The sequence below is a fragment of the Klebsiella sp. CTHL.F3a genome, assembly GCF_019890895.1.
In the GTDB taxonomy this organism is placed as follows: Bacteria; Pseudomonadota; Gammaproteobacteria; order Enterobacterales; family Enterobacteriaceae; genus Klebsiella; species Klebsiella grimontii.
Genome location: NZ_CP082360.1, coordinates 3,583,846 through 3,597,340, shown reverse-complemented (window position 1 = coordinate 3,597,340; position 13,495 = coordinate 3,583,846). Strand labels below are relative to the sequence as shown.

Annotated in this window: 15 protein-coding genes; 13 read left to right on the top strand and 2 right to left on the bottom strand. The window is 55.0% G+C overall.

Annotated features, from left to right (window positions below; genetic code table 11):
* Positions 1-368: 368 nt before the first annotated feature.
* Positions 369-1,322: a 23S rRNA pseudouridine(955/2504/2580) synthase RluC gene (gene rluC, locus K7H21_RS16975; RefSeq protein ID WP_223035902.1), complete on the top strand. Its 954-nt coding sequence runs from the start codon at positions 369-371 to the stop codon at positions 1,320-1,322.
* A gap of 12 nt (positions 1,323-1,334) precedes the next feature.
* Here rluC and K7H21_RS16970 read toward each other — a convergent pair whose 3' ends face one another.
* On the bottom strand, positions 1,335-2,480 hold the full coding sequence (locus tag K7H21_RS16970) for a dienelactone hydrolase family protein (protein WP_223035241.1): 1,146 nt from the start codon (positions 2,478-2,480) through the stop codon (positions 1,335-1,337).
* A gap of 190 nt (positions 2,481-2,670) precedes the next feature.
* Positions 2,671-3,255 carry a Maf family protein gene (locus K7H21_RS16965; RefSeq protein ID WP_004131392.1) on the bottom strand — a complete coding sequence of 195 codons (585 nt, stop codon included), beginning with the start codon at positions 3,253-3,255 and terminating at the stop codon, positions 2,671-2,673.
* A gap of 141 nt (positions 3,256-3,396) precedes the next feature.
* Here K7H21_RS16965 and yceD point away from each other — a divergent pair, with 141 nt between their 5' ends.
* The 12 genes from yceD to holB all read left to right on the top strand — a co-directional run bounded on the left by yceD (position 3,397) and on the right by holB (position 13,495).
* Positions 3,397-3,918: a 23S rRNA accumulation protein YceD gene (yceD, locus tag K7H21_RS16960; protein ID WP_004131393.1), complete on the top strand. Its 522-nt coding sequence runs from the start codon at positions 3,397-3,399 to the stop codon at positions 3,916-3,918.
* Positions 3,919-3,934: 16 nt separating this feature from the next.
* The gene (rpmF, locus tag K7H21_RS16955; protein WP_004101077.1) at positions 3,935-4,108 is read left to right on the top strand and encodes a 50S ribosomal protein L32; all 174 of its coding nucleotides are present in this window, start codon (positions 3,935-3,937) and stop codon (positions 4,106-4,108) included.
* 202 nt (positions 4,109-4,310) lie between these two features.
* On the top strand, positions 4,311-5,408 hold the full coding sequence (gene plsX, locus K7H21_RS16950) for a phosphate acyltransferase PlsX (RefSeq protein WP_223035240.1): 1,098 nt from the start codon (positions 4,311-4,313) through the stop codon (positions 5,406-5,408).
* Between the two features lie 53 nt (positions 5,409-5,461).
* Positions 5,462-6,415, top strand: coding sequence for a beta-ketoacyl-ACP synthase III (locus K7H21_RS16945; protein WP_004131395.1), 954 nt, complete (start codon positions 5,462-5,464; stop codon positions 6,413-6,415).
* 15 nt (positions 6,416-6,430) lie between these two features.
* A complete protein-coding gene (gene fabD, locus K7H21_RS16940) occupies positions 6,431-7,360 on the top strand; it encodes an ACP S-malonyltransferase (protein WP_049112598.1) in 930 nt (309 codons plus the stop codon).
* Positions 7,361-7,372: 12 nt separating this feature from the next.
* Positions 7,373-8,107, top strand: coding sequence for a 3-oxoacyl-ACP reductase FabG (fabG, locus tag K7H21_RS16935; protein WP_004131399.1), 735 nt, complete (start codon positions 7,373-7,375; stop codon positions 8,105-8,107).
* Between the two features lie 210 nt (positions 8,108-8,317).
* Positions 8,318-8,554: an acyl carrier protein gene (gene acpP, locus K7H21_RS16930; protein WP_000103754.1), complete on the top strand. Its 237-nt coding sequence runs from the start codon at positions 8,318-8,320 to the stop codon at positions 8,552-8,554.
* Positions 8,555-8,643: 89 nt separating this feature from the next.
* Positions 8,644-9,885, top strand: a complete 1,242-nt coding sequence (gene fabF, locus K7H21_RS16925; protein WP_004131402.1) for a beta-ketoacyl-ACP synthase II — start codon at positions 8,644-8,646, stop codon at positions 9,883-9,885.
* A gap of 143 nt (positions 9,886-10,028) precedes the next feature.
* A complete protein-coding gene (gene pabC / locus K7H21_RS16920; RefSeq protein ID WP_004131404.1) occupies positions 10,029-10,838 on the top strand; it encodes an aminodeoxychorismate lyase in 810 nt (269 codons plus the stop codon).
* Positions 10,839-10,840: 2 nt separating this feature from the next.
* Positions 10,841-11,863 (top strand): cell division protein YceG, encoded by a 1,023-nt coding sequence (yceG, locus tag K7H21_RS16915; protein ID WP_004131406.1) that lies wholly within the window; start codon positions 10,841-10,843, stop codon positions 11,861-11,863.
* On the top strand, positions 11,853-12,494 hold the full coding sequence (gene tmk, locus K7H21_RS16910) for a dTMP kinase (protein WP_004131408.1): 642 nt from the start codon (positions 11,853-11,855) through the stop codon (positions 12,492-12,494). The genes yceG and tmk overlap by 11 nt, the downstream gene beginning before the upstream one ends.
* Entirely contained in the window at positions 12,491-13,495 is a 1,005-nt protein-coding gene (gene holB, locus K7H21_RS16905; protein WP_004131410.1) for a DNA polymerase III subunit delta', read from the top strand. The genes tmk and holB overlap by 4 nt, the downstream gene beginning before the upstream one ends.

Here is a 13,495-nt window from a genome sequence, read left to right as displayed (position 1 = left end):
AAATCCATAGAGCCTGTACCGGTAAGGACTGCAACCCGCAGCCCGCTAACTGTCTGAAAGATCAATACGTCTTACGCCATTGCTGCGTTGATGATCGGTCAGACAAAATTGGTCATTCCGCTAATTTCTTGTTCTAACAAGTTTCAGCACGGAATACTGCATCATTATTCCATTGCTAAGCTTGTTATAGCAAGTTGACTTTCACCTTTTATCACCCGGTTACTCACAGTTTTTTCACCTGCGTATACAGATTGTTCTAATAACAAACAAAACGATGATGAAGCATACGGTGAAATCCGGATGATGATAAATATAAGCATATAAAAATGAGTGGCGCTAATGCGTCGGGCTATTTAAAATCGCGCACCATGAAAACTGAGATCCCAAGCGTAAAAATGGTTGCCATTGCTGATGATGAAGCCGGGCAACGTATCGACAACTTTTTGCGTACGCAACTGAAGGGCGTACCGAAGAGCATGATTTATCGCATCTTGCGTAAAGGCGAGGTGCGGGTTAACAAAAAGCGCGTGAAGCCGGAATATAAGCTGGAAGCCAGCGATGAAGTGCGCATCCCGCCGGTCCGCGTATCTGAGAAAGAAGAAGAGGCGGTCTCTCCGCACCTGCAAAAAGTGGCCGCGCTGGCCGATGTGATTTTATATGAAGACGATCATATTCTGGTGCTTAACAAGCCTTCAGGCACTGCGGTCCATGGCGGTAGCGGGCTGAGCTTTGGCGTGATCGAAGGTTTGCGCGCGCTGCGCCCGGAAGCGCGTTTCCTGGAGCTGGTGCATCGCCTGGATCGCGACACCTCTGGCGTTCTGCTGGTCGCCAAAAAGCGTTCAGCGCTGCGTTCCCTGCATGAGCAGCTGCGCGACAAAGGCATGCAGAAGGATTATCTGGCGCTGGTGCGCGGGCAGTGGCAATCGCATACTAAAGTGGTGCAGGCCCCGCTGCTGAAAAATATTCTGCAGAGCGGTGAGCGTATTGTGCGGGTTAACCAAGAGGGGAAACCTTCTGAGACGCGTTTTAAAGTCGAAGAGCGTTTTACCCATGCGACCCTGGTGCGCTGCAGCCCGGTAACCGGTCGTACGCATCAAATCCGCGTGCATACGCAATATGCCGGCCATCCCATCGCTTTCGACGATCGCTACGGCGACCGTGAATTTGATAAGCAGCTGGCAGGCACCGGCCTTAACCGACTGTTTCTCCATGCGGCGGCGCTGAAGTTTACCCATCCGGGGAGCGGCGAGATAATGCGTGTTGAAGCGCCTCTGGATAATCAGCTTAAGCGCTGCCTGCAAGTTTTGCGTAGCGCCAAATAACCGCCACCAGGCTCAGGGCTTGAGCCACCTGGCAAGCCAGGGGAAAACCTCATCCTGCTGTTCTTTATAAAAGACTTGGCCCAGTTCCGGCCACGTCTTCGTTTCCAGCTTATCCTGCGCGTTTTGCGACTCCCACACTTTATGCATTTTTGCGAAGGCATCGTTAACGGCTTCTGCCGGGAACAGCTTATCCTTGCCGCCGCTATAAATGAGCATCGGTTTTGGCGCGGCGATGCTGGCAATATCGGGAATGTCGAGACGGCCGGATAAGCCTGGATGAAGCATATAAAAGGCCGATTGCCCGCGCAGGACGTTGTTGCCCGGCTGCATCAGGCCGCGCCAGGTACCAAACCAGGAGATAACGGCAGTCGCGGCCACTTTGTCAGACAGGGCGGCCAGTTGCCAGGCGCGGAAACCGCCCATTGAGAAACCCAGTACCCCAATGCGTTGACTATCAACCGTTTTTAAAGTGCTGAGGAAATCAACGGTACGCAGATCTTCATAGGCGACTTCACCTGCCAGCGAACGCCCAAGGTTAAAGTAGTTACTGGCCAGGGCCTGCTGCTGCTCGTAGACCATAGGCCCTCGATCTCCCCAGCCTGGGCTATCGATGGCTATCACGACGTAACCACGCTGCGCCAGTTCATCACCGATGAACCGACCGTTGAAAAATTTATCCGCCCACGCCTGAGCGCTGGCTAGCCGCGCGGCGTCACGCCAGGGTCGGATCAGCTTCTCCTTACCAATATCAAACTTTGAGCCATGATCGTGTAACAGGACAATAGCCGGGTGAGGGCCGGGTGATTTTGGCGTCAACATCAGCGCGGCAATCCTGTTTTCGTCGGTTACGTTGAAGGCCAGCTTCTCGGCGATATAGGTTCCCCGGTTTTCTCTCATGAGCGTTTGCGGCGCGTAGGGGATTGTCGACGCCGGGGTCAGCAGAGACTGCCGAAGCAGCGTACGAGCCTGCTGACGCCATTGATTAAAATTACGATAGTTGCCAGAAAGCCACGAGTCCGGGTAGGTCATCTGCGCTTTCAGCTGCTGCCAAGAGGCGGGAAGATTGTCCTCTACGATGCCCTGGCGCTGCCAGTCATTGGCATTGGCGCTGGCGGCGGCCAGCAGGGCGAGGGACAAGAGCGTAGCGCGGGTAGGCATAATGTCTCCATTTAAAAATAAAACATCGTTTCATTATTTAATTGGATTGTAATGGCGCTGGAAAAATAAACTGTGACAGGCGATGCATTAATTAAGTTGGGGTAAAACGGATTCCGCGCCGCCGGTCAGCGGCTAAAACGTTGTTTAAAGGCGGCTGACGGCCTCATAAAGAGGCCGCATGGAATCGCGGTCAGGTGAGCAGAGGGTTACACTCCTCCCGGCGCAGCATCTGGCAGAGGGCAATGAGCGGCAAACCGACCAGCGCGTTGGGATCGCGCCCCTCGAGGCGGTCGAACAGCGTAATGCCCAACCCTTCGCTTTTAAAACTTCCGGCGCACTGCAGCGGGTTTTCCTTGCGGATATAGCTCTCAATTTCCTGATCGCTTAAACGACGGAAATGAACGTCAAAAGGTTCGCATTCGGTTTGCAGGTGACCGTTGGCGGAATTGTACAGCGCCAGGCCGGTATAGAACGTGACGATGGTGCCACTGGCCTTTCTCAACTGGCGATGGGCGTTTTCTTCCGTGTGCGGTTTACCGGTGATCTCACCGTCCAGGACGCAAACCTGATCGGAGCCTATAATGAGGTGGTGTGGGTAGCGCGCGGCAAGGGCCTGCGCCTTTGCCTGCGCCAGACGCAGCACCAGCTGGCGGGCGGGCTCGCCGGGCAGCGGTGTCTCATCAACTTCCGGCGCCGCGCATTCAAAAGGCACCGACAGTTTTTCCAGCAGCATTCGCCGCCAGGGCGAGGTTGACGCGAGGATTAGTTCAGACATATTTTTTCATCCACATATAGCGCTTCGCAGAGCATCATTTTAAACTATGCGCCGCAATGTGTGCGAATAAATGGCAAAAGGCAACCTGAGGCTGCCTTTTTCTTTGACTCTATGACGTTACAAAGTTAATATGCGCGCCCTATGCAAAAGGTAAAATTACCCCTGACTCTCGATCCGGTTCGCACGGCTCAAAAACGCTTAGATTACCAAGGTATCTATACCCGTGATCAGGCTGTGCGTGTCGCTGATTCTGTTGTCAGCGTGGACAGCGATGTGGAATGCAGCATGTCGTTCGCTATCGATAACCAACGTCTTGCCGTGTTAAACGGCGATGCGACGGTGTCGGTGACCCTCGAATGTCAGCGTTGCGGGAAACCGTTCCCCCATCATGTCCACACAACGTATTGTTTCAGCCCCGTCAGAAATGACGAACAGGCCGAGGCACTGCCGGAAGCGTATGAGCCGATTGAGGTTAACGAATTCGGTGAAATCGATCTGCTGGCGCTGGTTGAAGATGAAATCATCCTCGCCTTGCCCGTAGTTCCGGTGCATGATTCTGAACACTGTGAAGTGTCCGACGCGGACATGGTCTTTGGTGAACTGCCTGAAGAGGCACAAAAACCAAATCCATTTGCCGTATTAGCCAGCTTAAAGCATAAGTAATTGAGGAGTAAGGTCCATGGCCGTACAACAGAATAAACCAACCCGTTCCAAACGTGGCATGCGTCGTTCCCATGACGCGCTGACCGCAGTCACCAGCCTGTCTGTAGACAAAGCTTCTGGTGAAAAACACCTGCGTCACCACATCACTGCCGACGGTTTTTACCGCGGTCGCAAGGTTATCGCTAAGTAATCACGCATTACTCCATGGATTTCGCGTTGCAAGAAGACGCAAGCGAGAGAAGCACCGGGAGCATAGCTCACTATGTGACAGGTGTGAACGAGCGCAGTCAACGCACTTGCAGCGTGAAAGACGAAGAGTAAAAGCGTGATGAAGCTTAGTGAGGATTTCCCCGGGTAACTGGGGAATAACCGAACCGGGCAGCGACGATACCTTGACACGTCTAACCCTGGCGTTAGATGTCATGGGCGGGGATTTTGGCCCTTCCGTGACAGTGCCTGCAGCATTGCAGGCACTGAACTCTAATTCACAACTCACACTTCTTTTAGTCGGCGATCCCGACGCTATCGCGCCATTACTTGCCAAAGCTGATTTTGAACAACGTTCACGTCTGCAGGTTATCCCTGCGCAGTCGGTTATTGCCAGTGATGCTAGACCCGCGCAGGCCATTCGCGCCAGTCGCGGTAGCTCAATGCGCATTGCGCTCGAGTTAGTAAAAGAAGGACGGGCCCAGGCCTGCGTCAGCGCGGGTAACACCGGAGCGCTGATGGGGTTGGCGAAGCTGCTGCTCAAGCCTATTGAGGGAATTGAGCGCCCTGCGCTGGTTACCATGTTACCGCATCAGCTTAAGGGCAAAACGGTGGTGCTGGATTTAGGCGCTAACGTCGATTGCGATAGCACGATGCTGGTGCAGTTTGCCGTCATGGGGGCGGTTCTTGCCGAAGAAGTTATCGGTATTAAGAATCCCCGCGTTGCGCTTCTGAATATCGGCGAAGAAGAGATGAAAGGTCTCAGCAGCATTCGTGACGCGGCGGCGGTTTTGAAACCCCTGCCAACCCTCAACTATATTGGGTATCTGGAAGCCAACGAATTGTTGACGGGCAAAACGGATGTTTTAGTTTGTGATGGATTCACGGGCAACGTCACATTAAAAACGATGGAAGGTGTTGTCAGAATGTTCCTTTCACTGTTGAAATCACAGGGAGAGGGGAAAAAAAGGTCGTGGTGGCTGCTTTTATTAAAGCGTTGGTTACAAAAAAGCCTGTCGAGGCGATTCAGTCACCTCAACCCCGACCAGTATAATGGTGCCTGTCTGTTAGGATTACGCGGTTCCGTGATTAAAAGTCATGGGGCTGCCAATCAGCGCGCTTTTTGCGTCGCGATAGAGCAGGCAGTGCAGGCTGTGCAGCGGCAGGTTCCTCAGCGAATTGCCGCTCGCCTGGAATCTTTATACCCTGCAGGTTTCGAATTGCCTGAAGGCGGCAGAAGCGGAAGTTCCAGGCCTCAAACCCGGATGACCGGAAACGACTGACGCCTCACAGTTTGAGTTAACCCGGTATATTACCCAAGAGTGACTGAGCGTACATGTATACGAAGATTATTGGTACCGGCAGCTATCTGCCTGAGCACGTGCGTACGAACGCTGAACTGGAAAATATGGTTGATACGTCTGACGAGTGGATTGTTACTCGTACCGGTATCCGCGAGCGTCGTATTGCCGCACCGAATGAAACAGTTGCTACGATGGGCCTTGAAGCCGCTAAGAATGCGCTGGATATGGCAGGCGTCAAGCCGGAGCAAATTGGTCTGATTATTGTTGCGACCACCTCCGGTACCCATGCTTTTCCTAGCTCGGCTTGCCAGATTCAATCAATGCTGGGTATCAAAGGCTGCCCGGCGTTTGACGTCGCTGCGGCCTGCGCGGGTTTCACCTACGCGCTCAGCGTTGCCGATCAATACGTGAAAAACGGCGCGGTTGATTACGCTCTGGTGATTGGCGCTGACGTGCTGGCGCGCACCTGCGATCCTGCCGATCGCGGAACCATTATTATTTTTGGCGATGGCGCTGGCGCCGTCGTGCTGGGCGCTTCTGAAGAGCCGGGCATTATCTCCACGCATCTGCATGCGGATGGGAGCTACGGCGAACTGCTGACGCTGCCGAACGCCGATCGCGTTGAACCGGAAAACCCGATCTATCTGACGATGGCGGGTAATGAAGTCTTTAAGGTTGCGGTGACCGAACTGGCGCATATCGTGGACGAGACTTTAGCCGCGAATAATCTCGAGCGTTCGGCGCTTGACTGGCTGGTGCCGCATCAGGCCAACCTGCGCATTATCAGCGCCACGGCGAAGAAGCTGGGAATGTCGATGGACAATGTCGTCGTCACGCTCGACCGACACGGCAATACTTCGGCGGCTTCCGTCCCTTGTGCGCTGGATGAAGCCGTTCGCGATGGCCGCATTCAACGTGGTCAGCTTATTCTGCTGGAAGCCTTTGGTGGTGGGTTCACCTGGGGTTCCGCGCTGGTTCGTTTTTAGGATAAGGATTTAAACATGACGCAATTTGCTTTTGTGTTCCCGGGACAGGGCTCTCAGAGTGTCGGGATGCTGTCAGATATGGCGGCCGCTTACCCGGTAATTGAAGAGACATTCCGTGAAGCCTCTGCGGCGTTGGGTTACGATCTGTGGGCGCTTGCGCAGCAGGGCCCGGCGGAAGAATTGAATAAAACCTGGCAGACTCAGCCAGCGTTGTTGACCGCTTCCGTTGCGTTGTATCGCGTCTGGCAGCAGCAGGGCGGTAAAACCCCCGTTCTGCTGGCGGGCCACAGCCTCGGCGAATATTCTGCGCTGGTATGCGCAGGTGTTATCGATTTTGCCGATGCCGTACGCCTGGTTGAGATGCGCGGCAAGTTTATGCAGGAAGCGGTACCGGAAGGTACCGGCGCGATGTCCGCGATCATCGGGCTTGACGACGCGGCGATTGCGAAAGCCTGCGAAGAGTCTGCCGAAGGTCAGGTTGTTTCTCCGGTGAACTTTAACTCGCCAGGGCAGGTTGTTATTGCCGGTAACAAAGAGGCCGTAGAGCGCGCTGGTGCTGCCTGTAAGGCTGCGGGCGCTAAACGCGCGCTGCCGCTGCCGGTCAGCGTACCTTCCCACTGCGCGCTGATGAAGCCTGCGGCGGAAAAACTGGCCGTTGAGCTGCAGAAAATCACCTTTAACGCGCCGGCGATTCCGGTTGTGAATAACGTCGACGTGCAAAGTGAAACGGCGCCTGAAGCTATTCGTGATGCCCTGATCCGCCAGCTGTATAGCCCGGTTCAGTGGACCAAAACCGTTGAGTTTATGGCTTCACAGGGCGTAGAGCATTTGTATGAAGTTGGCCCAGGTAAAGTCCTCACTGGCCTGACTAAACGTATTGTTGACACCCTGACCGCTTCCGCGCTTAACGAGCCGGCGGCCATGTCTGCGGCGCTTGAGCAATAAAAGAGGAAAACCATGAGTTTTGAAGGAAAAATCGCGCTGGTTACCGGTGCAAGTCGCGGGATTGGCCGCGCAATCGCTGAAACGCTTGTTGCCCGCGGCGCGAAAGTTATCGGTACGGCGACCAGCGAAAGCGGCGCGCAGGCGATCAGCGATTATTTAGGTGCTAATGGTAAAGGTTTGCTGCTGAATGTGACCGATCCTGCATCTATTGAATCTGTTCTGGGAAATATTCGCGCAGAATTTGGTGAAGTTGATATCCTGGTGAACAATGCCGGGATCACTCGTGATAACCTGTTAATGCGCATGAAAGATGATGAGTGGAACGATATTATCGAAACCAACCTGTCATCTGTTTTCCGTCTGTCAAAAGCGGTAATGCGCGCTATGATGAAAAAGCGTCATGGACGTATTATCACTATCGGTTCTGTGGTTGGTACCATGGGAAATGCGGGTCAGGCCAACTACGCTGCGGCGAAAGCGGGTCTGATTGGCTTCAGTAAATCACTGGCTCGCGAAGTTGCGTCCCGCGGTATTACTGTAAACGTTGTTGCTCCGGGCTTTATTGAAACGGACATGACGCGTGCGCTGACCGATGAGCAGCGTGCGGGTACTCTGGCGGCAGTTCCTGCGGGGCGCCTCGGCTCTCCAAATGAAATCGCCAGTGCGGTGGCATTTTTAGCCTCTGACGAAGCGAGTTACATCACCGGTGAAACTCTGCACGTCAACGGCGGAATGTATATGGTCTGACCGAGATTTGCGCAAAACGCTCAGGAACCGCGCAGTCTGTGCGGTTCACTGTAATGTTTTGTACAAAATGATTTGCGTTATGAGGGCAAACAGCCGCAAAATAGCGTAAAATCGTGGTAAGACCTGCCGGGATTTAGTTGCAAATTTTTCAACATTTTATACACTACGAAAACCATCGCGAAAGCGAGTTTTGATAGGAAATTTAAGAGTATGAGCACTATCGAAGAACGCGTTAAGAAAATTATCGGCGAACAGCTGGGCGTTAAGCAGGAAGAAGTTACCAACAATGCTTCCTTCGTTGAAGACCTGGGCGCTGATTCTCTTGACACCGTTGAGCTGGTAATGGCTCTGGAAGAAGAGTTTGATACTGAGATTCCGGACGAAGAAGCTGAGAAAATCACTACTGTTCAGGCTGCCATTGATTACATCAACGGCCACCAGGCGTAAGTGAACATCTCCAGGCGGTCATTCGACCGCCTGAGTTTTATCTAAATTTTGTCCCACAAGAATCTATTTTCCCTCCCTGGAGGACAACCGTGTCTAAGCGTCGTGTAGTTGTGACCGGACTGGGCATGTTGTCTCCTGTCGGCAATACCGTAGAGTCTACCTGGAAAGCTCTCCTTGCCGGTCAGAGTGGCATCAGCCTGATCGACCATTTCGATACTAGCGCCTATGCAACGAAATTTGCTGGCTTAGTAAAGGATTTTAACTGTGATGACTTCATCTCGCGCAAAGAGCAGCGCAAGATGGATGCCTTCATTCAATATGGAATTGTCGCTGGCATTCAGGCCATGCAGGATTCTGGCCTTGAAGTGACGGAAGAGAATGCTACCCGCATCGGTGCCGCTATTGGTTCCGGTATTGGCGGGCTTGGTCTGATCGAAGAAAACCACAGTTCGCTGGTAAAAGGCGGACCGCGTAAGATCAGCCCGTTCTTTGTTCCTTCCACAATCGTTAACATGGTGGCCGGGCATCTGACCATCATGTTTGGTCTGCGTGGACCAAGCATTTCCATCGCAACCGCATGCACTTCTGGCGTACACAACATTGGTCACGCCGCGCGCGTTATCGCCTATGGCGATGCTGATGCAATGGTCGCCGGTGGTGCGGAAAAAGCCAGTACCCCGCTGGGCGTAGGCGGCTTTGGCGCAGCGCGCGCGCTGTCCACCCGTAATGACAACCCGCAGGCGGCAAGCCGTCCGTGGGATAAAGAGCGTGATGGTTTCGTGCTGGGCGACGGCGCCGGCATGGTCGTGCTGGAAGAGTACGAGCACGCGAAGAAACGCGGTGCGAAAATCTATGCTGAAATCGTCGGCTTTGGTATGAGCAGCGATGCATACCATATGACTTCACCGCCGGAAGATGGCGCTGGAGCAGCGCTGGCGATGGTTAACGCTATTCGCGACGCGGGTATTGAAGCTAGCCAGATTGGCTACGTCAACGCCCACGGTACCTCTACGCCGGCAGGCGATAAAGCAGAAGCGCAGGCGGTGAAATCTGTCTTCGGTGACGCTGCCAGCCGCGTAATGGTGAGCTCGACTAAGTCAATGACCGGTCACCTGCTCGGTGCAGCGGGCGCAGTAGAGTCTATCTACTCCATCCTCGCGCTGCGCGATGGCGCTGTTCCGCCAACCATCAACCTGGATAACCCGGATGAAGGTTGCGATCTGGACTTCGTCCCGCACGAAGCGCGTCAGGTAAGCGGTCTGGAGTATACCCTGTGTAACTCCTTCGGCTTCGGCGGCACTAACGGCTCGCTAATCTTTAAAAAGGTGTGATGCGCGCCTGACGTAACATCCCAGTTTACGTCAATGCCCATCGAAAATTGGCCCGCTTGTCGGGCCTTTTTTATTCGGTTTTCTCCGCTTGTTCAATGTCTCTCCTCCTGCGAAACTAACCGGCCAGCGATAAGGAGTCTTTTATGTTTTTAATCAATGGCGCTGAAAGCGAAACGCTCGCGGTGAACGATCGCGGCGTGCAGTTTGGCGATGGCTGCTTTACCACTGCGCGCATCCTCAGAGGCCAGGTTCAACTGCTCTCAGCCCATCTGGATCGCCTGCAGACGACCTGTGAAAAGCTCTTTATCCCCTATGGCGACTGGGCGCTATTAGCGCAGGAGATGGCGCGTCTGGCGCAGCCTCATCAGGATGGCGTGCTGAAGGTCATCATCACCCGCGGAGCGGGCGGCCGCGGCTATAGCGCCGCGGGCTGTGTCAATCCCACAAGAATTCTCAGCGTGTCGCCCTGGCCGGCCCACTATCTGCGCTGGCGCGAGGAGGGGATTTCCCTGTCGCTGAGTCCTGTCAGGCTTGGACGGAACCCTTCACTCGCCGGACTCAAGCACCTTAACCGGCTGGAGCAGGTGCTGATTCGTTCTCATCTTGAGCAGACGGACGCCGATGAGGCACTGGTCCTTGACAGCGACGGGTGGCTTACGGAATGCTGTGCCGCGAACGTATTCTGGCGTAAAGGATCCGACGTCTTTACCCCGCGCCTCGATCAGGCGGGGGTTAACGGTATTATGCGCCAGTACATTCTCGCTAAGCTGGCACCATCGCCGTTTCGCGTTGTCGAAGCCACCATGCGCCCCGAGGCGTTACGCGAAGCCGATGAGGTCGTGGTCTGTAACGCATTAATGCCGCTGGTGCCTGTTCGCCGCTGGAATGATAAATGTTGGTCCACCCGCGAGCTTTACCATTTTTTAGCCCCTTTGTGTGAGCTGTCTGATTAGTCATGAAGAAAATGTTACGTTTCATCCTGCTGATGGTGGTGGTGCTGGGCATCGCCGCGGGCATCGGTATGTGGAAAGTTCGCCAGCTGGCGGATAGCAAGTTGCTGATAAAAGAAGAGACTATCTTCACTCTTGCCACCGGAACGGGGCGCCTGGCGCTTGGGCAACAGCTGTATAGCGATAAAGTCATTAACCGACCGCGGGTTTTCCAGTGGCTGCTGCGCATCGAGCCTGAGCTCTCCCATTTTAAAGCCGGGACCTATCGCTTCACGCCTGATATGACGGTCCGCCAGATGCTGCAGCTGCTGGCCAGCGGCAAAGAGGCGCAGTTTCCGCTGCGCTTCGTTGAAGGGATGCGGGTGAGCGATTACCTGCGCCAGCTGCGCGATGCGCCTTACGTCAAGCATACGTTGGCGGATGACAGCTATGAAACCGTCGCGAAGGCTCTTGATCTTGAGCATCCTGATTGGGTTGAAGGCTGGTTCTGGCCGGATACCTGGATGTATACCGCCAATACCAGCGATGTGGCCATCCTTAAGCGAGCGCATCAGAAGATGGTTGCCGCGGTCGATAAAGCCTGGGAAGGGCGGATGGAGAATCTGCCGTATCACGATAAGAACCAGCTGCTGACAATGGCCTCGATTATCGAAAAAGAGACGGCGATAGCGGACGAGCGCGACCGTGTCGCATCGGTATTTATCAACCGTTTACGTATCGGTATGCGTCTGCAAACCGATCCGACCGTGATTTACGGGATGGGTGAGAGTTATAATGGCAAGTTGACACGTAAAGACCTGGAAACTCCGACCGCTTACAATACCTACGTCATAAACGGCATGCCGCCGGGACCTATCGCCGCACCGGGTGAGGCCTCGCTAAACGCCGCCGCGCATCCGGCGAAAACGCCGTACCTTTATTTTGTCGCGGACGGTAAGGGCGGGCATACGTTTAACACTAACCTGGCCAGTCATAACCGCTCGGTTCAGGACTATTTGAAAGTACTTAAGGAAAAAAATGCGCAGTAACTATATCGTCATCGAGGGCCTGGAGGGCGCAGGGAAAACCACCGCGCGTAATTGTGTGGTAGAGACGCTAAAACAGCTGGGCGTAAGCGATATGGTGTTTACCCGCGAACCGGGCGGCACCATTCTGGCCGAGAAGCTGCGCAGCCTGGTGCTGGATATTCAGTCCACCGGCGATGAAGTGATTAATGATAAAGCGGAAGTGCTGATGTTTTACGCGGCGCGCGTGCAGTTGGTGGAGACGGTTATCAAACCCGCTCTGGCCCGCGGTCAGTGGGTCATTGGCGATCGTCACGATCTCTCAACCCAGGCCTATCAGGGGGGCGGTCGCGGAATTGATCAAACGATGCTGGCGACCCTGCGTGACGCGGTACTGGGGGACTTTCGTCCCCATCTTACGCTTTACCTTGACGTGACTCCGGAAGTCGGTCTTAAGCGCGCCCGCGCCCGCGGCGAACTTGACCGAATCGAGCAGGAGTCACTGGATTTCTTTAATCGTACTCGTGCCCGCTACCTTGAACTGGCGGCGCAGGATGCCACTATACGCACCGTTGACGCTACCCAGCCGCTAGAGGCCGTGGAGCGCGACATTCGTGCGGTAGTGAATCAATGGGTCGCGGAGCAAGGCGCATGAAATGGTATCCGTGGTTACGCCCGCCCTTTGAACAGCTGGTTGCCAGCTATCAGGCGGGGCGCGGCCACCATGCGCTAATGGTTCAGGCGCTGCCGGGCATGGGGAGCGATGCGCTGATTTATGCGCTTTGTCGCTTTCTGATGTGCCGCCAGCCGGAAGGGCATAAAAGCTGCGGTCATTGCCATAGCTGCCAGCTGATGCAGGCCGGCACCCATCCTGATTATTATGCGTTGACCCCAGAAAAGGGGAAGAGCTCGCTCGGGATCGATGCCGTGCGCGAAGTGAGCGAAAAGCTCTATGAACATGCCCGACTGGGCGGCGCGAAGGTGGTGTGGATCGGCGATGCCGCCATACTGACGGATGCGGCGGCAAACGCGCTGTTGAAAACGCTGGAGGAGCCGCCGGAGAATACCTGGTTCTTCCTTGCCTGTCAGGAACCTGCTCGCCTGCTGGCGACGCTGCGCAGCCGCTGTCGGTTATATCACCTCGCTCCGCCTTCAGAACGCTACGCACTGGCGTGGTTAGAGCGTGAAGTGACAATGTCACAAGACGCGCTTCTCGCAGCGCTGCGTCTGAGCGCCAACGCGCCAGCGGCGGCGCTGGATCTGCTTCAGGATGCACACTGGGCACCACGCCAGCAGCTTTGCCAGATCCTCGGAAATATTTTAACCCACGGCGACTGGCTGACGCTGTTGCCGATTTTGAACCATGAGCAGGCCGCGATTCGCCTGCACTGGCTGGCATCGCTGCTGGTCGACGCGCAAAAAAGGCAGCAGGGGATTACGCTTATCAGCAATCCTGATGTCTGGCCTCTGGTGAATCAGCTGGCCGCGGCGCTGCCGGCGGCGCGCCTGCAGGCGATCGCGCGTGACGTCAGCGCCTGCCGCGAGCAGTTGCTAAACGTGGTCGGCATTAATCGCGAACTGCTGCTAACCGAGCGCCTTCTGCGCTGGGAACATTACCTGCAACCCGGGGCGGTCCTTCCCGTATCCCATCTCTGA

Bases quoted from the DNA above. Each gene is read 5' to 3' on its own strand.
- yceG (WP_004131406.1), top strand. From the start codon at position 10,841: ATGAAGAAAATGTTACGTTTCATCCTGCTGATGGTGGTGGTGCTGGGC.
- rpmF (WP_004101077.1), top strand. From the start codon at position 3,935: ATGGCCGTACAACAGAATAAACCAACCCGTTCCAAACGTGGCATGCGT.
- rluC (WP_223035902.1), top strand. From the start codon at position 369: ATGAAAACTGAGATCCCAAGCGTAAAAATGGTTGCCATTGCTGATGAT.
- fabG (WP_004131399.1), top strand. From the start codon at position 7,373: ATGAGTTTTGAAGGAAAAATCGCGCTGGTTACCGGTGCAAGTCGCGGG.
- pabC (WP_004131404.1), top strand. From the start codon at position 10,029: ATGTTTTTAATCAATGGCGCTGAAAGCGAAACGCTCGCGGTGAACGAT.
- acpP (WP_000103754.1), top strand. From the start codon at position 8,318: ATGAGCACTATCGAAGAACGCGTTAAGAAAATTATCGGCGAACAGCTG.
- holB (WP_004131410.1), top strand. From the start codon at position 12,491: ATGAAATGGTATCCGTGGTTACGCCCGCCCTTTGAACAGCTGGTTGCC.
- tmk (WP_004131408.1), top strand. From the start codon at position 11,853: ATGCGCAGTAACTATATCGTCATCGAGGGCCTGGAGGGCGCAGGGAAA.
- yceD (WP_004131393.1), top strand. From the start codon at position 3,397: ATGCAAAAGGTAAAATTACCCCTGACTCTCGATCCGGTTCGCACGGCT.
- K7H21_RS16965 (WP_004131392.1), bottom strand. From the start codon at position 3,255: ATGTCTGAACTAATCCTCGCGTCAACCTCGCCCTGGCGGCGAATGCTG.
- K7H21_RS16970 (WP_223035241.1), bottom strand. From the start codon at position 2,480: ATGCCTACCCGCGCTACGCTCTTGTCCCTCGCCCTGCTGGCCGCCGCC.
- fabD (WP_049112598.1), top strand. From the start codon at position 6,431: ATGACGCAATTTGCTTTTGTGTTCCCGGGACAGGGCTCTCAGAGTGTC.
- K7H21_RS16945 (WP_004131395.1), top strand. From the start codon at position 5,462: ATGTATACGAAGATTATTGGTACCGGCAGCTATCTGCCTGAGCACGTG.